The organism is Paenibacillus sp. JCM 10914 (genome assembly GCF_001315105.1).
GTDB lineage: Bacteria > Bacillota > Bacilli > Paenibacillales > Paenibacillaceae > Paenibacillus_AQ.
The window spans coordinates 18861-36197 of record NZ_BAZR01000013.1 but is presented as its reverse complement, the minus strand read 5'-3'; the positions used below and the strand labels follow the sequence as shown (position 1 = coordinate 36197).

Genomic DNA, 17337 nt, shown 5'->3' with positions numbered 1-17337 from the left:
AACTTTGGTCTTTCATTACTCTTGATGCGATTGCCTATAAGTACTAGGCGAAATGCCATTCAACCTTTTGAATGCCCGGCGGAATGAATGAGAGCTGTTATATCCCACTTGTGCTGCGATGTCGTCTACCGTATCCTGGGTCTCTGTCAGTAGCGTGGCTGCCCGATCCATGCGAACTTTGATCAAATGATCGGAATAATTGACTCCAGTCACTTCTTTGAACAATTGGGAAATGTATTTTTCCGGTCGCTCCACATGCTCAGCCACGCGATATAACGTTAACTCGGGATTCGTGTGCATCTTTTCCGTATACTCATATATTTGTTTGATCAGTTTGGCATGTGAATCCTTCTTTTTATTGGTGATATAACTGCAAAGTTCCCCCATAATGGCATGGATTTCGTTTCGAATGGTTTCTAGCGGCTCGGTAGATCCAATGTCGATAATGCGTCTCTTGACGATTTCGAACCGCTCAGACTCCATGAAAACCTTCTGATCCAGCAGTTTAAGAAATGTTCCCTTGATTTCGCCCACCAGCTGATGTTTCATTTCGACTGATAACTCGCGCTGATTGAGATTCTGATCGATGATCGAATGAATGATCTTCTCCGCTTCTTCCAGTTCGCCGGCACGAACCGTGCTGACCAAGCGCTGCTCCGTATCCAGCGGATAATAATAGGTCGTGTTCTCCATCTTCGCCTCTTGATACCATACGATTCCTTTTTGATTCATGTAAACCGCATATTCGAGTGCCTGCTTGGCTTGATCGAAGGATTGTCCCACTCCCACAACAGATTCGAATGGATCACCGAAACCGGTCTGAATGGATATTTTATATTCATTAAAGACTTGTTGTGTCAGTGTTTCGATTAGTCTGGCCATTCTCTTCTCTTCTTCAATGCCAGGCTTGCATTCCTCATCGGTGAAGAACAAGACAACAATCTTATCCGACCCCAGGTCCGTAATAGGCAGGGGGCCTGCATTTTCTGAGACGGCTTGCTTCATCAGCAACCGGGCTGCGTTGAGCTCGTTCAGTATCTCCACACTATCCATACCAGCGTAGCCGTTGATCTGCACAATGCCGATATACCCTTCTCCGTTATTCAAGGCAATGTTGGCTTGTTCGGCCGCGGATACAATTTCATCGCGAGATTCAAATTCGCCGGCGACCAACCGCTTCAGAAAAGCATCGCGGACAAAAGGAAGCTGCCGCGTAAGCTCGGTTTCCAACTGCTTATTCTTGGTTATCATATTGGCGATATTTCCGCTCAAGAAGTCAAATTCATTACGTTCCGCGAGCTCGTCCTTGCCAAACTGCTCCTTCATAATGCCGATCATTCGATTGATTGGCATGCTATTCCGGTGAGCCAAGTACAACCCGACAAGCAAGCCAATAATCATTGCGACTCCGGTAATGATCCAAGACGCATGTTTGATTTTGTTGGCATTTTCCATTAAGGTACTCCGTGGAATGCCCGCTTGATATACCCAACCACTCTTATCTGAACGCGTGGTGATGACCAAATCCTGATTATAGAACTGGCTCGTTTTGTTCTCATCGAACGCAGGATCATCCATCATTTTTCCTACATCCGAATCTATATTTCCTTGAAGTGCCAGGGTATTCCCTTCTGCATCGTAGATATGCACCCAGCCACCATAGCCGTCGGTTAGCCCTGAGAGCAGGCCGGCAATTGTCTTCTCGTCGATGATGACGACAACATTGGCTGGGGATGAATCATTGAAACTGTCCAACGGGAGTGACTGCATATAGGTGATGACCGAGGTTGCATTGTCTCTTTCGGTAAAGGAGGCAAGGGGTTTAATTCCACTTCGGTGCGTTTTCTCCAAGATCTCCGTTTTCCAATCTTCGAATGAGAGATCGTCATAATGAAAGAATTCATAATAATGCTCCGGTCTAAAAGATGAACCAGACGTTAATATCAAATCGTAGTTCGCTAAATAGATGTAGTAATGTTGAAGAAAATCGTTGGTTTGTCCAAACGTCAGAACATTGCGCATCGTTCTCCATATCCCGTATACATCTCTTTGCGTCAGATTGTCGTTTAGCAGCACGTTGACCTCTGGATTGATGGCCAGTTGTCTTGTCATGCCCTCCACCTCAGCCATCCGATGCTCAAATAGTTCCTGGCTCTTCTCGAGTTGAATGACGCTATTCTCAATCGAAATGGATTGTGTTACGGATATGGAAGTCAAGTAGGATATATATCCTCCGATGCAGGGGATTAACAGTATCGTTATATAGGAGATCAAAAAACTGCGGAATATTTTAGAGTGTCTAAGTATAGTTAAGCCCCCCTGCCATTTTGATAGCGTTTTCACAACTTGAGCAAGCTACACAGACCTTTAGTAAATTACATCATAATGGATGATAATAGCGGTTGGATAGGTACTCCTGCGTATGGGAGCGTACATTTTTCCGCTATTTCATACCATTCAAAGAAAAATGGCGAGTAATTTCATCTTAATTCAGTCATGTATCGAGGACAATATCGCATTGTTAAGGTTTATGTTGTTATGTAACAAAAAAACCGCGGCCTGCGCGGTTGTTATCTATGATCCAGCGGCCAGTATACAGCACTCATCAATCGATACTCATCCTCAATCATCGACATCATGATCATATCGTGGAACTCCCCATTCCAATATAGCGCATCTCTAAGTATACCTTCTCGCTTGAAACCAATCTTCTCGTATACATGAATGGCTCTAGGGTTGAATTCATATACTCCAAGTTCGATCCGATGCAGCCCCACTTGTTCAAAACCGTGCTGCAGCATCAGCTTAATCGCCTCCGTGCCAAATCCCCTGTTGCTGTGCTGATTGGAGATCAATATGCGGATGTTGGCGCTGCGGTTGACGGAATCAATCTCGTTCAACACGACTTCTCCGATTAACTCATCGGTTGCCTCCACCGCGATCATCATATCCACGCGGTCAGCATGCTCCATTCGTATGTTCTGAATCCAAGCTGCAACCGATTCCTTGCTGATCTCCTGCTGTGTACCCGTCAGCCGATTGGACTCCGGATCCAGCAACAACGCGTAATATACCTCAAGCTCATCTTCCCGAACGGGACGAAGCCGTATGCCATTACCTTCTATTTGTGTCTCCAGCCATTTCGTCATTATCGTAACCTCCACTTTCACGAATCGTAGGTCTCTATGTAATGCATGAAACTATCATTTATTATGTTATCTTTCTTGGCAAGGGTCAAGAACTTCATAGACTTGCACTGGAAAAGTCTTTATAATGAGGATTTATACAAGGCAACTGCATTTTTACATCATGAAATGAGGTATGGACATGTTACAAAAGGCAACGTTTGCCGGTGGCTGCTTCTGGTGCATGGTAAGTCCGTTTGAAGAGCAACCGGGAATTCACGGCATTGTGTCCGGTTATATGGGCGGTACGATCGAGAATCCCACCTACGAGCAAGTACTGACTGGAGAAACCGGGCATTTGGAGGTCGTCCAAATCACGTTCGATCCGGCTATCTTCCCCTATGAGAAGCTGTTGGAACTGTACTGGCCGCAAATAGACCCAACTGATGCAATAGGGCAAGGCAATGATCGCAAGAGTCAATACCGGGCTGCGATCCTATATCATAATGAAGAACAGCGCTTGGCTGCACTTTCTTCCCGCGAGGAGCTTGCCAAGAGTGGCCGATTTGATAAACCCGTGGTCACCGCCATTGAAGAAGCCAGCGTATTTTATCCTGCGGAAGAATATCATCAGAATTACCACCGCAAGAATCCCAAGTTCTACAAGGAATCGCGTGTGTACTCCGGCCGCGATGCAATCATTGAGAAGTATTGGAGCAAAGACCAGTAAGAAAAAGAAGGCGGCCAATGACTGGTCGCCTTCTTTATTAGTTTTGCACGCTTCATACATACTGGGTCTAATCCAAATAGACAGCTTTGCCAAGACGCGCCGATTCATACAGTGCTTCCAGGATTTGCGATACAACATATGCTTGTTGTGGCGTCACGACAGGGTCTTTATCTTGATCGATTGCCTCAATCCATTTTCTCATCTCTACATCCGGTGCCTCTTCCGTCTTCCCGTCATAGAACGCGACGCCACCGGAGTTCAATTCGATATTGTTCGTATATAAGCGGCTAAACTTCTCTCCGTTGATGCGCAAGCCATCCTTCATATCGGCGCCAGCTTCGGATCCGCTAAGCGAACATTTCGCCTCATCAATATCCAGTGTGTTAAGTGCCCAACTTGATTCAAGCGTAATGGTTGCGCCGTTCTCCATAACGATCATGCCAAAAGCCGAATCTTCCACCGTAAACTTCTCCGGATCCCATGGCCCCCATGCATTCGCAGCATTCTCTCTACGGGATAATTCATGGTATGTAGTACCGAGCACAATCTTCGGCTTATAATTATCCATCATCCAAAGGGTCAGGTCGAGTGCGTGGGTACCAATATCGATTAATGGACCTCCGCCTTGCTTCTCCTCATCCAAGAATACGCCCCAGGTTGGGACAGCTCTTCTGCGTATCGCATGTGCTTTGGCATAATAAATATGGCCAAGCTCGCCAGCCTCACACATTTCCTTCAGATACAAGCTATCTGGACGGAAACGATTGTTATATCCAATCGTCAGCTTCTTGCCCGTGCGCTCTGCCGTCTCCATCATCCGCTTGGCGTCTGCTGCGGTTTTAGCCATTGGCTTCTCGCACATGACATGCTTGCCTGCCTCCAACGAAGCAATGGAGATCTCAGCATGTGAATCATTAGGGGTAAGTACATGAATGATATCAATGCTCGCATCCTTCAGCAATTCTGTATAATCGCTGTACACTTTCGCTTCGTCAGTCCCATATTTAGAAGACGCTTCTTCAGCCCGTTCAGGAACGATATCACAAAAGGCCACGAGTTCCACGCTCTTCAATCTGCTTAAGCTCGGTAGATGCTTGCCATTGGCGATTCCGCCGCATCCGATAATCCCAATACGATATACCTTATCCATTAAGTATCACCTTCACTTTCCAATAGGTTGTGTCTGTTAGCCTGACATCCACCTATAAAATATCACAATTGGCCGATTTTTTAAGTATAACTATACGACAATCGTTATCTAAAATTACGACATTCTATATAAGTTGGCATCATGTATATATGATCAATGATCATAGTCCAAGTAAATCAGGCACTAACCTCATATAATAATAGGGATTAAGATTCTTATCTGGAAAGGAGGCATAACGATGACGATATTACTGGATGCGCGAACTTCTAATCATATGCCCGTTGCCATTCCAGGTCCACCAATAGAGCGGTTTACCATGGACACTCCCGTTCTTGTAGGACAGGTCGGACTAAGTGTACCAACCGCTACCCTCGGCACGATCCGGGCTCAGCTTCAAGGCCAAGTCGGCCTATATATATTAAGCGAAGATATATTTGCCCCCATTATCCAAATTGATGTCGTAAGAGGAATGTCATTATCTGATCCCATCATTCATACGACATATGTTCAATATCAGCCTACTCAGGTTCAGAACCAGAGCGTATCTTTCGTAGCTGCCGACTATAACGTTCCCCCTCCCCCGTCAGGTCTTCTGGTGTATACCTTGTATGTAACGGCATTGGTACTCGACATTGGCCGGTCAGGTCCGGAGTGCTTTAACGTATCCGTTTATACGGATTAATTCAACATTAGCTAACGCCAAAGATGACTCCAGGCAATATAACCTGAAGTCATCTTCTTAGCGTTTCTCTGCGAGCCAGTCAGCCAGTACTTGTATCTCGTCATCCTGCAATCGATCTCCGAATGCAGGCATTCCGCCCTCGCCATTCTTAATAATGGCGTAGATCTGGTCACGATCTAATTTTTGTCCGACTTGCTGTAAATTCGGTCCTGATTGTCCTTGCAGATCGGTACCGTGACATGATACGCAATTGCTCTTGTAAATACCTTGCGCATCCAGAGCTGTCCCACCATCCGTAACACCCGGTGCAGGTTCAGGCTCCGCGGCTCCTCCATCTCCATTACCGGAGCAAGCAGAGATACTCAATAGAACAAACAACATACAACTCCATAACACAACCCAATTCTTCATCTTGAACATGTAGATTCCTCCTGCATTTCATACAAATTCGTGACTGTAGCATTCATAATATACGTGATTTGTACGAATCTAATTCAGGAAGTCCCCGACTGGTTATGTTTATTGTTGTTAAGTACGATTACCTGTGTTGATTCAGCTTGCCCCGCCTGTTTCGTATGGACAACCAATTCATGGATTTGCTTGCAACATTGCTTTGCGCCTATAACCAATAAGGGAACGCCAATGAAGTCCAGCTTTAATCTTCTGGACAGGAATCCGCCTATAGTCATTAAGAATGGGACCGTAGGTGAAGTATTGGAGTACACCAATTTCTCTTCGAAGTGATATCGGTCTTGAAGTAACTGACTCAGATGTTGTAAGGCAGGTGCCACAATCTTCGAGCTCCCGCGTCCGACCGTATAGACAGGATTGTTATCTTCATCCAGCCCATGAAATATAAACCTCCCCATGTCAGACGTCTTCAATTTATTGAAATAATCTACCCTCAGAATCTCTTCCTTGGTCAGCGTTCGATCTGTTGGTAATTGATTGAGATGATAAGCCGCAGCCAATGACGTTGTATGCGTTCCGCCATAATCATTGTAGATGAATATCACACTAAGACCTCCACTATATTTGGATGCCTTTATTATTACCTCTTATGTGTTCATCATTCTAAATGTTTGCAGGAGGCATACAAGAGATGTTACGAAGTAGTTCAAGTTGGATTTCAGATAGTGAATCACATCAGGAAGAATATCAAGAATTCAAACACAAATGAGCCCAGCATCAACACAGCGAAGAGGATCGCCAACAATTTGACCCATTTGCTGTCCTCAACTCTCTGATTCATTCGCTTCCACTCCTTCACCGGTCATAATCCTTCAATCCAAGCCACGTCATCATCAACTACATAATAAATAACCGCAAAACAATAATGGTAAACAGTTTCATCAGCCTGTTTGTTATGTTAACACGCCCGATTCACCGACAGGTACATTCGCATATTTTAGAACATGCTATGAGGGACAAAGTACCCCCATTCCATGTGATACGTAAATTAACAGCAACAATAGAACTTAACTCAAGTGATCAAGATGATTCGTGAAGAGGTGATCGCATTGCCTATAAAGTCGGGGAAAGAGTATATCGAGCGGATCGATCAACAGAAGATCAATATCTGGTATAAAGGAAATCGAATTGAAGGTCCTTTATCACAGCACCCTGCTTTTCAAGGCCTTATTCAAACACAAGCGGAGCTTTATGACATGCAGTGCGAGGCACAGTATATGAAACAGATGACATATCAATCTCCGGATTCCGGAGAATATGTCGGGTTGTCCTTTCTGCCACCCAAGAATAAAGAGGATCTGCAGAGACGCAGGACAATGATGGAACTTTGGGCCAGTAAACATCATGGTTTTTTGGGGCGCTCTCCCGATTATATGAATACGGCTATCATGTCCCTATATACTGCCGCTGATATACTTGAGGAGCATAACCCAGAATACGCAGACAATCTGCGCAAATACTATGCCTATTGCCGGGATTGTGATATTACGCTGTCTCACGCCTTCATTCAACCCTATGCTAGCAAAATGTCTGGTCTATACGACGAGCCGGAAGAATCAATCGCAGCCAAAGTGATCGAGATGAAAGAAGAAGGCATGGTCATCAGCGGAGCATTCATGATGGCCACGCAAGGTGCAACCTGCGAAGAAATGCTAGTATTCCCCACCCATCCCCAATGATGCTGGATGAAAAGCTTAATCCCTATGCATTTGCCTTCGCCGTACCTAACGATCTTGACGGTATGAGCTTTATCTGTCGTGAGAGCTATGGGGCTACTTCGAGCTACGACCACCCATTAAGTGAGAGATATGAAGAAATGGATACGTTTGTTATTTTCGACCGTGTTCTGGTGCCACGTGATCGAATATTTTATTACGGGGATGAGTCGTACGCTAGTCGATTATTCGTAGAGAGTCATTTTCATACGCATATTGCCCATCAGATCACTACTCGCTATATTGCAAAAACCGAATTCATGCTGGGCATGTTGGAATGCTTGGCAGATGAACAAAATGTAGGGCTTGAACCCCCTGTTATTATGAATGCTTCGCGAATCATTTCCTTTTTGGAAGTATTCAAAGCTTTAAGGCTCTCCGCCGAACAGAACGCGTCACTGGATCAGTTCGGATATTGCGTGCCTGCCAAAAATCCTCTCCTGGCATCAACCACCTTGTTTCCCGATTACTACGGACAGATGGTTGATATGATTCAACTACTAGGTTCTAGCGGTCTTATCATGATTCCCTCTGAATCGGACTTTCAATCATGCCAAGGAGAGTATCTCCATCAATATTTAAAAGGTGTTGACTCGAGCGCCTGGGATAGGATTGGGTTATTTCGGCTTGCCTGGGAGCTTGGAGGGAGTGCTTTTGCAGGGCGGCAATTGCAATTTGAACGGTTTTTCTTCGGCAATGCTCAGACTGTGGCTAATCGTATGTACAATCAGTATGAAGACCATGAACAGCATCGTAAGATGATTAATGACTTTATCACGAAATACCACCAACTCTCGTAAAGCCCCTCGATCAATAATCCGCTCATGCTCATCGCTGAATCGATATCAGGACAAAACAAGCAGCCCATTATCGGACTGCTTGTTAGGATTCATTAATTGATCTTGGTGAACGACCACTTCTGGGCATCGCTGCCATTGTCGGTCCATTGCTGTATGGCAGCCCCATCTGCGGTTGAAGCACTCGCTACATCCACAACCAAACCGCTTGCTTTGGAGATGAGTTTGTAATAACCGCCTCCTACATCAACAATGCGCCAACGCTGCGCATTCGAGCCGTTATCATCCCACTGCTGAAGCTGCACACCGGTAGAAGTTGAAGAGCTAGGTACATCCAGCACTTTATTACTATGGACTGCCGTAATTTTATAATAGCCATCGCCTGTGCTCTGTACGCGGAACCTCTGATTGTTAGCGCTAAAGTTAGTCCACTGCTGAATCTTCGCCCCGCTCGCTGTCGAGACATCTGCAACGTCCAGCACCTTACCGCTGACCTTGGAACCGATCGTATAGATGCCATCGCTAATCACGCTCGGTGCACCCGTATCCTGATATACACGTACATAATCGACTAACATCTGTGACGGGAACGGTGTTGAATTATTCGGACTTCCTGGCCAGTTACCGCCGACTGCCATATTCAACAGAATGAAGAAGGGACGATGAAATTCCTCCGTATTTCCTGTACCATTCTCAATGTAGAATTCATTAAACTGTTGCCCATCAACGAACCAACGAATGTATTTGGAATCCCACTCGATGCTGTAGACGTGAAACTGGGAAAAATCAAGGTTGCCGGATGCTCTGCCATATTCCGCATGTCCTCCGGCGTCCCAATGAACCGTTCCATTGACATTAGGATTATGATTCACTCGCTCCATAATGTCGATCTCCCCGCTTCTTGGCCAGCCTACCGAAGTTATATTGGACCCAAGCATCCAAAATGCCGGCCACAAACCTTGCCCAGAAGGCAGTTTAATGCGAGCCTCCACCTTACCGTACGTGAAATTCTGTAAGCCCTGGGTCTTAATTCGTGCGGAGGTATAATTCATGCCGCCATAACCTTCTTTGCGTGCGGTGATGACCAGATTGCCTCCGGTTACCTGCAAATTTTCAGGTCGCTCGGTGTAATATTGCAGTTCGTTATTCCCCCAGCCGCCGCTGCCCGTACCGATTTCTGTTGTCCAATTTGCACGATTCAGCGAGGTTCCATTAAATTCATCACTCCATACGAGACTCCACGTGGCAGCGCTTGCACTCTTAACAGGCAGTAAGATGGCTACGAGGCTAATCATTAACAGCAGACTTAACAACTTTTTGGCAATCAACATCAATCTTTCCTCCTATAATCTGAAATAAGTTTTTACTTCAATGCACTTGTCGTGGCTTTGCGCCTCACCTCCCCTGATCCGTGTTGGGAAACTTATTGAATACGCTTTTATAAATACGTTTTTATTTTCCATTATATACCACCGGAATGACGTGTTCGTGGTTCATTTTTCTTTATGAGAGAATTTTATTTGGACGTAACAAAGGGGACATCCAGCCAGATCCCCAATCTTGGCTGGATGTCCCCTTCCACATTCATAGGCTTTCATTTTCGCTTGGCAGACAATGCGACATCCGATTCCTTGGGCTGCGTGAACAGAAAAATAAAACTTGCTAACGATACTGCCACAACAACGGCAATGCCTTCCGGTGTCTTCTGAGTAGGTGCGTCGTGTAATGCCATATCCATCATCCTCTCTTGTCTCTTGAACTGAAGAATTTCTTGAAGTCTCTGGAATACGATCTAACATCCTTCATTTCCGTCTTATCTCCACCAAATAGAGGCCCACCCAATACGATGCTGAACCTGCCTGAAGTAATGTAGGTCCCTTGAACGTTAATGGCATCACACAACAGAAAAATAACGAGCAAAATATCAATAAGATCAATCGTTGCATTGCCAGCCTGTGACTTGGATCTGCTCTCAATCCGGTACCCACCTGTAATGGGACCTCCAACAGGAATAGAAAAGGCACCTCCCGTTTGAAGAAATACACCAGTAATTGTAACTTGTCCATTTAGGATAAGGATGGCCGTGATCAGATCGAGCTTTCGCAGTATGGTCGTCCATTTTTGGTTATTTTGACGGCTACGCACTCACCCTCACCTGCTTCCTCTTAGCACAATGAACTGGAGATTATATTATATGCGTTAAGCTAGGTTCAGGTTCTAGTCGTCTACCATGAGCAGAAGCCTGATCAGTAGATGCTGATTACGAATGTTCTCCCATCACTTCCCACTGCCCTGTGAATGCATCAATCTTAATGGTAACCTCCCGCTCAGCCTGAACGACCTCTATCATGAGATAACCATCACCTAGAAAGCCTGAGAACCACGACTCAGGACTCACCAGCTTTAAACTAGCCGCATCCAATATCGGCTCTAATAATCTATGCAGTTCTTCATAGTAAAGTGTCCCATTCGAAAATGGAGGTAGATCAAGTGCCTCCCTGTTCGCAAAATTCATCCGTGGGCTGCCTGAAGTTGCATCGTATACGGTACCTGTCTGAGGATTGATCTTCAACATCATCGGCTCACCTTTCCCGGTCTCCACGGGGTAGACGACGGTGTATTGATCCGACTTCGGGTCAAACGTGATCTCTCCTCCAGGTAACCATTGTTCCACCATATACTTTACGTCCTCTTCTGTGAACGATGGTTGAAGGAATGAACTGTAGTATAATTTCACATCCTGAATGGAGAGATCGCTCCCGTAATCGGCTACGACATGCACCGGAAATTCAGTGATCGAAGCTCGACCATCGAGACGGGCTTGTAGATAACCGTCCACCACTTCATAACTAACGATCGAACCGAAACCAATATTCTCGCTCCAAGAGGAGCCTTCGTAATCGTAAACCCTGCTTATATGCCTGCCGTTAAGCTCCATATCGATATAGGTTTTGCCATTACGTTGTTCAATGGATGATTTCAATTGTTCATTCAGTGCCGTTACCGGATCCTCAACGTGCAATTCATCAAGCGTATCGGGATGAAGTACATGGATATCGTTGATCGATAACTCAGTTCCCCTTCCCGCATTCAGACGAATCACGATTTCCTTGATGCCATCCGCATTAACATCGACTTCATCAATGATCGGAGGACGAGTCTCATCCACTACAGCGTTCCATTGAAAAGTTCTCTTCTGTTCTCCCCGTACATCCACGGATATATCACGTAATAGATTATCTTGGGACGCTGTCGTCGTTATGACTATCCCGTTGTTCTCAGCTAAAATAATGTAATCATCAGATGATGATGAAACTTCTTCACTATTCGTTGACTTATGTACTACTATATCTTCTTTAATATCACGGGTACTGCCAGAGTTGGCATGTGACAGCGTACAGCCACTGCATAACAGACAAGAAGCAAGGCCAATTAGTATACATGCATGCTTGCTGTGCTTAGATAGGGTTATCATTAAGATCTTCTCCTTGTAAAAGTAATCGAGTTTATGGATTCTAGCAAAGTGACTTCATTTCCTTCTACATGTCCAAAAAGAAACTGGGGAAGCAAAAACAATCGTCATATCCTGACTGATGTGCAGGTACAACGATTGTTCTCATCGGATATAACTTAGATCACTGTGCCTTTTCATATTTTAAGGAGACCATAGAATTAATTCCGATCTTCTTGGCTTGGGCCTTCGGAATCGGACGGTGTTGATATTCAACGAATCCAAGCTTGCGATATAGTTTCATGGCCGGAGTATTCGTGTCTGCTACTTCTCCGATCAAATATACCTTATAGTCCGTGTTCTCCAGAATATGGCGAATGATTTTTGACGCAACGCCTTTTCCTCTTGAAGAGGAAGCCGTGCCAACAAATTCAATCGAGCCAATGCCTGGTGCAGGTTGGTCAAGTATATTTTCAAACTCTCTTTTCAGGAATTTTGCCGCCAGACTGCCCTTGATGAACCCTAGGTGCTTGCGCAGCTCCTGCTTATCCAGTTTCACCGAATGGGTTGCCCCATCCGTGCATGCGGTAATACCGACTACTTGTTGGTTGTAAATAGCGACATAGAATTGATCCAATACGAACATATGAGCAAATGCCTTGGCTATTTTGTTCGGATCTTTGGAGAAGAAACCTAGCCATTGGGCAAAACCCTCCCCGAAAATAACTGACATCTCCTGCCTGACATCAAACTCCACTTGATCGGCTCTCATTACGGTAATCATATTATGATCAGACCCCTTCCTTATATAGAAACGATGTGAATACAGACGGTGAAGGCATTGAGAACTCCTCTTTAAGCAAAACCTTCAGATTAGCCAAACCTTGAATGGCTGCATAGAATAATACAGCCAACTCCCGTGCATCTCCTGCGCGAAACTCCCCTAGCTGCTGCCCTGTTCTGATGAGTTGAGCTGTCACATCTAGCAGTCTAGCATTGACCTGGAGCATCTCTTCATGCAATGCGTCGTCTTTGTCAGCACTTGCCAAAAGGGATTGATTCATAAGTATCAATAGATTAGCCAGTTCTTCCCCGTTCATCATATCGTGGTAGACTTCGTCCACGAACTGATCCATTAGCTGCTTCGGAGACTCGCCTGACTCAAATGCTGCGATATTCCGTTTTAATCCTTCCAGTGCGTATGTGACCAGTTCATGAAACAACTGATCCTTCGTTCTATAATGTCGATACAGCAGACCGATGCTGATGCCTGCCGTATCCGCGATAAGTTGAACATTCGTCGAGCCATATCCCTGCCTGACAAACAACTTCATGGCGGCGGAATGGATCTTCTCCTTCGTAGCATTGCGCATTTCTTCAAACTGTTCTTTGGTACGTGGCATCATACCACCTCTTTTATTGAGTGAGTTTTTACTCATTATAAAACATAAGCTCTGTATTAGCAATGTCTTTCTTAGTATAAAAAACAACCGCTATCCATGAATACTGGTTAACGGTTAGCAGACTTCCTGTCATTAGGAATAAGTTCGTAAACGTAGCGTATATCCGTTCCCATATTCGACCAATAATGTAGGATGATTGTAGTGTAATTCTATTATGAATGTTGTATGAGCTGAGGTGATCTCCATGTTAATTGGCAGTCATGTATCCATGGGTGGTACAACAATGCTGCTACGCGCCAGTGAAGAGGCTGCTTCGTATGGAGCATCGACGTTTCTCATTTATACTGGCGCACCGCAAAATAGCAAACGAAAGCCCATCTCCGCTTACAACATCGAAGCGGGCCATGCTCATATGAAGGAGCATGGCATTTCCGATATCGTTGTTCATGCACCATTCTTGGTCAATCTGGCGAACTCGGTCAACCCTCAGGTGTTTGAACACAGCGTTTCATTTATGTGTGACGAGATTGAGCGGACGCAAGCTCTAGGTTCTGAACAGATTGTCATGCATCCTGGCAGTCACGTTGGAGCAGGAGCGGATCTTGGTCTCCAAAAAATCATAGAGGGATTAAATGAAGTTCTGACCGATTCATCGCAAGTCCAAATTTCCCTTGAAACCATGGCAGGTAAAGGTACTGAACTTGGAGCAAGCTTCGAGCAGCTGGCTCATATCATCGACGGTGTCACTCACAACGAACGGCTATCCGTCTGCCTAGATACGTGCCATGTTCATGATGCCGGTTATGATATCGTCCACAATTTCGACGAAGTTCTGGACGAATTTAACCGAGTCATCGGCTTAGAACGATTGAAGGTACTTCATATCAACGATTCCAAGAACGTGAGAGGATCAAGAAAAGACCGTCATGAGAATATCGATCATGGTTATATTGGCTTGAAGGCGCTGGATTACGTCGTACACCATCCACAATTAACGAGCATCCCGAAGCTTCTTGAAACTCCTTCCATCGGCAAAATCAAATATAAAAACCCGCCCTATAAGCACGAAATCTCACTGCTTCGAAGAGAACTAAGCCAGCCAGTGGTGAAGCAGAACACCGATGAATCTCAAGAAAACGAAACAACTTAGACGCCTGATTATAGAAATTCCGTGAAGATGGGCAACAGCAATTCTGGCTCCGGCATACGATCTTGCGCGGCTAGTTGAATAAACCTGGCATCAGGGATAGCTTCCGTCAACAGAAGACCCACATCAGGCATGGAATCAGGGTTTAACTCTCCAACAATAATCAATATAGGTGTCATTAGCCCGCTGGCTCGAATGATCGGAGGTAGATCACTGGCTAACCTCGTGTCGTAAGCAAAGTGCAAGTGCTGGTGCTAGAATGGAACTGTACATAGAAATAACCCGCCTTGATTTAAGGCGGGTTATTTCGAACCTACACATGGATTACTTCGCTTGAATATAGCCTTCCGCCTTCAACAGTTCGGCGATCAGCACAGCCCCGCCGGCAGCTCCGCGCAGCGTATTGTGCGACAGCCCCACGAACTTATAGTCATACAATGAGTCCTCACGCAGTCGGCCAACCGACACACCCATGCCGTTCTCGATGTCGCGATCCAACTTGGTTTGCGGTCGGTTCTCTTCCTCAAAGTACGTGATGAATTGTTTGGGTGCACTCGGCAGACCCAGCTCTTGCGGACGACCCTGGAATTCGCGCCAGAGGCGAATGATTTCTTCTTGGGATGGTTTGTTCTCAAAGGACACAAACACCGTGGCCAGATGCCCATCCGTAACAGGAACCCGAATACACTGTGTTGTAATGAGTGGTCCTGCTGCTTTTACGATTTCGCCGTCCTTCACACTACCCCAGATACGAAGCGGCTCTTGCTCACTCTTCTCTTCCTCCCCACCGATGTAGGGAATGACATTATCGAGCATATCCGGCCAATCGGTAAAGTTCTTACCTGCTCCGGATATCGCCTGATACGTGGATGCCACGACATTTGTGGGTTTGAACTGAAGCAGCGCATGCAGTGCTGGAACGTAGCTCTGAATAGAGCAATTCGGCTTGACCGCGATAAACCCGGTACTTGTACCCAGACGTTTACGCTGAGCATCGATAACCTTGATATGTCCAGGATTGATCTCTGGAATTACCATCGGAACATCCGGAGTCCAGCGATGTGCTGAATTGTTGGAGATTACCGGTGTTCCCGTCTTAGCATAGTCCTCTTCGAGTGCCTGAATTTCATTCTTCTTCATGTCAACGGCACAGAAGATAAAATCAACACCTGCGGCAACTTCTTCTACCTTCGATGCGTCTTGCACAACGATGTTTTTCACGTGATTTGGCATCGGTGTTGCAAGCTTCCAGCGACCCTGTACCGATTCTTCATATGTTTTGCCTGCAGAACTGCTGCTGGCTGCGATCGCTGTGACGTTAAACCATGGGTGACCGTCCAACAATTGGACGAGTCGTTGTCCCACCATCCCAGTACCACCGACAATACCGACTTTTAGTTGTTCTGACATAAGTGATATCAATCCCTTCGAAGTAGCATGATCTTTCTGTATATAGACCCCAGGAGTAGTTATGAAAAAATTCATCTTCTAGATAACTATTCAAACCGCCTGAAATGGTGTCTGTCGATTGCCCATTTGCCGTAGAACTTCTTGAAAATAATAAAAAATCCCACCCCCAAGACCGCAGTCTCAGGGACGAGATGTTGTATACTCGTGGTACCACCCTAGAATCGTTAATATGTCACCATATCAACCTCATCGAGTACGGCATGAACGGGCATGCATATACTCTAGCTCTATAACAGGAGCGCCTGTCACACCATCCCAACCCACCTGTGGTTCCGATGTGCTGCTCGGAGTCTTTATTCAATAAACTATCCGTTGCCCCTTCTCAGCTACCAGAGCTCTCTTTGAACGAATCGTGTTTATTTACTCATCTCTTCATCGCATTTATTATGATTATTATATATAAAACCATATCTCCGGTAAACCTTATTTATAAAATTTCCAGTAACACGGTTTATCTTATTCTTTTATCTCAGCTGAAATCATCCATCGAACACCGAATTTATCGGTAAGCTCACCTAGATACAGACCGAATGGTTGTAGCTCGAACGGTAGCTTAACCTTACCTGCCTCAGCAAGCTTGGAGAATGCCTCCTCGGCTTCCTTTAATGACTTAAATTCAATCGACAAGCAGAATCCTGTACCTTGAGTGACGGGTTCAATGGCATCCTCCATAAAAATATAATTTCGTCCAGAGACTGCCACGCACATATGCATGACTTTATCCTGCAGTTCTCCCTGTACACCCATCGCGTCCCCATGTGTTAAGATGGATACAATCTCTCCGCCTAAAGATTGAACATAAAAATTCGCTTGAGTTCTTGCATCCTCCGAAATCAGATACGGCTTCAATATGCCCATCGTTTATCGCTCTCCTCTTTCGATTATGATCTTGAATACATATGGATCCCCCGGATAGCCAATTTATAAGTTTGTCTTATGTGGCAACCCAAGGATAAACTTCCGCACGAGGGCGCTTCCAGTTCTCAGATGAAAAAGCATACAGCGTTACATATTGCAGCTGAATACGCTGGCATAAACGTATGATCTTCCGCATGGTTTTCATCCCTGCCAGATGGCCAACGGTTCTCGGTAAGCTCTGTTTTGTTCCTCATATTCCATTTTCATCCATCATGATTGCGATATGTTTAGGATAATGATCTTGACGAATACTTTCCCAATTGATCTCCAATGCCAAG

19 protein-coding genes, 1 pseudogene and 1 other annotated feature are annotated in these 17337 nt (G+C 45.4%); of the genes and pseudogenes, 5 read left to right on the top strand and 15 right to left on the bottom strand.

Annotation, left to right across the window (positions count from 1 at the left end):
- Positions 1 to 15 precede the first annotated feature (15 nt).
- Positions 16 to 2217, bottom strand: a complete 2202-nt coding sequence (locus JCM10914_RS15540; RefSeq protein WP_023962600.1) for a helix-turn-helix domain-containing protein — start codon at positions 2215 to 2217, stop codon at positions 16 to 18.
- Positions 2218 to 2570: 353 nt separating this feature from the next.
- On the bottom strand, positions 2571 to 3149 hold the full coding sequence (locus JCM10914_RS15535; protein ID WP_023962598.1) for a GNAT family N-acetyltransferase: 579 nt from the start codon (positions 3147 to 3149) through the stop codon (positions 2571 to 2573).
- A 178-nt stretch (positions 3150 to 3327) separates the two neighbouring features.
- Here JCM10914_RS15535 and msrA point away from each other — a divergent pair, with 178 nt between their 5' ends.
- Entirely contained in the window at positions 3328 to 3855 is a 528-nt protein-coding gene (msrA, locus tag JCM10914_RS15530) for a peptide-methionine (S)-S-oxide reductase MsrA (RefSeq protein ID WP_023962596.1), read from the top strand.
- Between the two features lie 67 nt (positions 3856 to 3922).
- On the opposite strand, the gene JCM10914_RS15525 is transcribed toward msrA, so the two are convergent.
- Entirely contained in the window at positions 3923 to 5005 is a 1083-nt protein-coding gene (locus JCM10914_RS15525) for a Gfo/Idh/MocA family protein (protein WP_023962594.1), read from the bottom strand.
- 238 nt (positions 5006 to 5243) lie between these two features.
- Between JCM10914_RS15525 and JCM10914_RS15520 the strand changes: the two genes are divergently transcribed.
- Positions 5244 to 5687: a hypothetical protein gene (locus JCM10914_RS15520; RefSeq protein WP_023962592.1), complete on the top strand. Its 444-nt coding sequence runs from the start codon at positions 5244 to 5246 to the stop codon at positions 5685 to 5687.
- 57 nt (positions 5688 to 5744) lie between these two features.
- Here JCM10914_RS15520 and JCM10914_RS15515 read toward each other — a convergent pair whose 3' ends face one another.
- Together JCM10914_RS15515 and JCM10914_RS15510 are read right to left on the bottom strand one after the other, a co-directional pair.
- The gene (locus JCM10914_RS15515; RefSeq protein ID WP_023962590.1) at positions 5745 to 6107 is read right to left on the bottom strand and encodes a cytochrome c; all 363 of its coding nucleotides are present in this window, start codon (positions 6105 to 6107) and stop codon (positions 5745 to 5747) included.
- 74 nt (positions 6108 to 6181) lie between these two features.
- Entirely contained in the window at positions 6182 to 6703 is a 522-nt protein-coding gene (locus tag JCM10914_RS15510) for a DUF3189 family protein (RefSeq protein ID WP_023962588.1), read from the bottom strand.
- Between the two features lie 504 nt (positions 6704 to 7207).
- Between JCM10914_RS15510 and JCM10914_RS31890 the strand changes: the two genes are divergently transcribed.
- Positions 7208 to 7837, top strand: coding sequence for a 4-hydroxyphenylacetate 3-hydroxylase N-terminal domain-containing protein (locus JCM10914_RS31890; protein WP_370570259.1), 630 nt, complete (start codon positions 7208 to 7210; stop codon positions 7835 to 7837).
- Complete coding sequence (locus JCM10914_RS31885; RefSeq protein ID WP_023962583.1) at positions 7834 to 8673, top strand: 4-hydroxyphenylacetate 3-hydroxylase C-terminal domain-containing protein; 840 nt, start codon at positions 7834 to 7836, stop codon at positions 8671 to 8673. The genes JCM10914_RS31890 and JCM10914_RS31885 overlap by 4 nt, the downstream gene beginning before the upstream one ends.
- Positions 8674 to 8765: 92 nt before the next feature.
- Here the strand turns inward: JCM10914_RS31885 and JCM10914_RS15500 are convergent, their stop codons facing one another.
- From JCM10914_RS15500 to JCM10914_RS15480, 6 genes are all read right to left on the bottom strand, one after another.
- Complete coding sequence (locus tag JCM10914_RS15500) at positions 8766 to 10001, bottom strand: RICIN domain-containing protein (protein ID WP_023962581.1); 1236 nt, start codon at positions 9999 to 10001, stop codon at positions 8766 to 8768.
- Positions 10002 to 10264: 263 nt separating this feature from the next.
- Entirely contained in the window at positions 10265 to 10402 is a 138-nt protein-coding gene (locus JCM10914_RS29280; RefSeq protein ID WP_162834835.1) for a hypothetical protein, read from the bottom strand.
- A 5-nt stretch (positions 10403 to 10407) separates the two neighbouring features.
- Positions 10408 to 10815, bottom strand: coding sequence for a hypothetical protein (locus JCM10914_RS15495; RefSeq protein ID WP_023962580.1), 408 nt, complete (start codon positions 10813 to 10815; stop codon positions 10408 to 10410).
- A gap of 115 nt (positions 10816 to 10930) precedes the next feature.
- Positions 10931 to 12145 carry a hypothetical protein gene (locus JCM10914_RS15490; RefSeq protein WP_036718479.1) on the bottom strand — a complete coding sequence of 405 codons (1215 nt, stop codon included), beginning with the start codon at positions 12143 to 12145 and terminating at the stop codon, positions 10931 to 10933.
- 160 nt (positions 12146 to 12305) lie between these two features.
- Positions 12306 to 12905, bottom strand: a complete 600-nt coding sequence (locus tag JCM10914_RS15485) for an N-acetyltransferase (RefSeq protein WP_023962575.1) — start codon at positions 12903 to 12905, stop codon at positions 12306 to 12308.
- 7 nt (positions 12906 to 12912) lie between these two features.
- Entirely contained in the window at positions 12913 to 13524 is a 612-nt protein-coding gene (locus tag JCM10914_RS15480) for a TetR/AcrR family transcriptional regulator (RefSeq protein WP_023962573.1), read from the bottom strand.
- Positions 13525 to 13768: 244 nt separating this feature from the next.
- Here JCM10914_RS15480 and JCM10914_RS15475 point away from each other — a divergent pair, with 244 nt between their 5' ends.
- Positions 13769 to 14674, top strand: a complete 906-nt coding sequence (locus JCM10914_RS15475; RefSeq protein WP_023962571.1) for a deoxyribonuclease IV — start codon at positions 13769 to 13771, stop codon at positions 14672 to 14674.
- An 8-nt stretch (positions 14675 to 14682) separates the two neighbouring features.
- Here the strand turns inward: JCM10914_RS15475 and JCM10914_RS28925 are convergent, their stop codons facing one another.
- The 4 genes and pseudogenes from JCM10914_RS28925 to JCM10914_RS31880 form a co-directional block, all read right to left on the bottom strand.
- A complete protein-coding gene (locus JCM10914_RS28925) occupies positions 14683 to 14850 on the bottom strand; it encodes a hypothetical protein (protein ID WP_023962570.1) in 168 nt (55 codons plus the stop codon).
- Positions 14851 to 14995: 145 nt separating this feature from the next.
- On the bottom strand, positions 14996 to 16081 hold the full coding sequence (gene asd, locus JCM10914_RS15470) for an aspartate-semialdehyde dehydrogenase (RefSeq protein ID WP_081739811.1): 1086 nt from the start codon (positions 16079 to 16081) through the stop codon (positions 14996 to 14998).
- 179 nt (positions 16082 to 16260) lie between these two features.
- Positions 16261 to 16526: a binding site (T-box leader), on the bottom strand.
- A 71-nt stretch (positions 16527 to 16597) separates the two neighbouring features.
- Positions 16598 to 16999, bottom strand: a complete 402-nt coding sequence (locus tag JCM10914_RS15465; RefSeq protein ID WP_023962566.1) for a VOC family protein — start codon at positions 16997 to 16999, stop codon at positions 16598 to 16600.
- 76 nt (positions 17000 to 17075) lie between these two features.
- Positions 17076 to 17231 (bottom strand): annotated as a pseudogene (locus tag JCM10914_RS31880) (undecaprenyl diphosphate synthase family protein); the annotation flags it as partial.
- Positions 17232 to 17337: the final 106 nt, after the last annotated feature.

What these genes read in the sequence shown, in the direction of transcription:
- JCM10914_RS15535 (WP_023962598.1), bottom strand. Translation starts at nt 3,149, where the DNA reads ATGACGAAATGGCTGGAGACACAAATAGAAGGTAATGGCATACGGCTT.
- msrA (WP_023962596.1), top strand. Translation starts at nt 3,328, where the DNA reads ATGTTACAAAAGGCAACGTTTGCCGGTGGCTGCTTCTGGTGCATGGTA.
- JCM10914_RS15525 (WP_023962594.1), bottom strand. Translation starts at nt 5,005, where the DNA reads ATGGATAAGGTATATCGTATTGGGATTATCGGATGCGGCGGAATCGCC.
- JCM10914_RS15520 (WP_023962592.1), top strand. Translation starts at nt 5,244, where the DNA reads ATGACGATATTACTGGATGCGCGAACTTCTAATCATATGCCCGTTGCC.
- JCM10914_RS15515 (WP_023962590.1), bottom strand. Translation starts at nt 6,107, where the DNA reads ATGTTCAAGATGAAGAATTGGGTTGTGTTATGGAGTTGTATGTTGTTT.
- JCM10914_RS31885 (WP_023962583.1), top strand. Translation starts at nt 7,834, where the DNA reads ATGATGCTGGATGAAAAGCTTAATCCCTATGCATTTGCCTTCGCCGTA.
- JCM10914_RS15500 (WP_023962581.1), bottom strand. Translation starts at nt 10,001, where the DNA reads ATGTTGATTGCCAAAAAGTTGTTAAGTCTGCTGTTAATGATTAGCCTC.
- JCM10914_RS29280 (WP_162834835.1), bottom strand. Translation starts at nt 10,402, where the DNA reads ATGGCATTACACGACGCACCTACTCAGAAGACACCGGAAGGCATTGCC.
- JCM10914_RS15490 (WP_036718479.1), bottom strand. Translation starts at nt 12,145, where the DNA reads ATGATAACCCTATCTAAGCACAGCAAGCATGCATGTATACTAATTGGC.
- JCM10914_RS15485 (WP_023962575.1), bottom strand. Translation starts at nt 12,905, where the DNA reads ATGATTACCGTAATGAGAGCCGATCAAGTGGAGTTTGATGTCAGGCAG.
- JCM10914_RS15480 (WP_023962573.1), bottom strand. Translation starts at nt 13,524, where the DNA reads ATGCCACGTACCAAAGAACAGTTTGAAGAAATGCGCAATGCTACGAAG.
- JCM10914_RS15475 (WP_023962571.1), top strand. Translation starts at nt 13,769, where the DNA reads ATGTTAATTGGCAGTCATGTATCCATGGGTGGTACAACAATGCTGCTA.
- JCM10914_RS28925 (WP_023962570.1), bottom strand. Translation starts at nt 14,850, where the DNA reads ATGACACCTATATTGATTATTGTTGGAGAGTTAAACCCTGATTCCATG.
- asd (WP_081739811.1), bottom strand. Translation starts at nt 16,081, where the DNA reads ATGTCAGAACAACTAAAAGTCGGTATTGTCGGTGGTACTGGGATGGTG.
- JCM10914_RS15465 (WP_023962566.1), bottom strand. Translation starts at nt 16,999, where the DNA reads ATGGGCATATTGAAGCCGTATCTGATTTCGGAGGATGCAAGAACTCAA.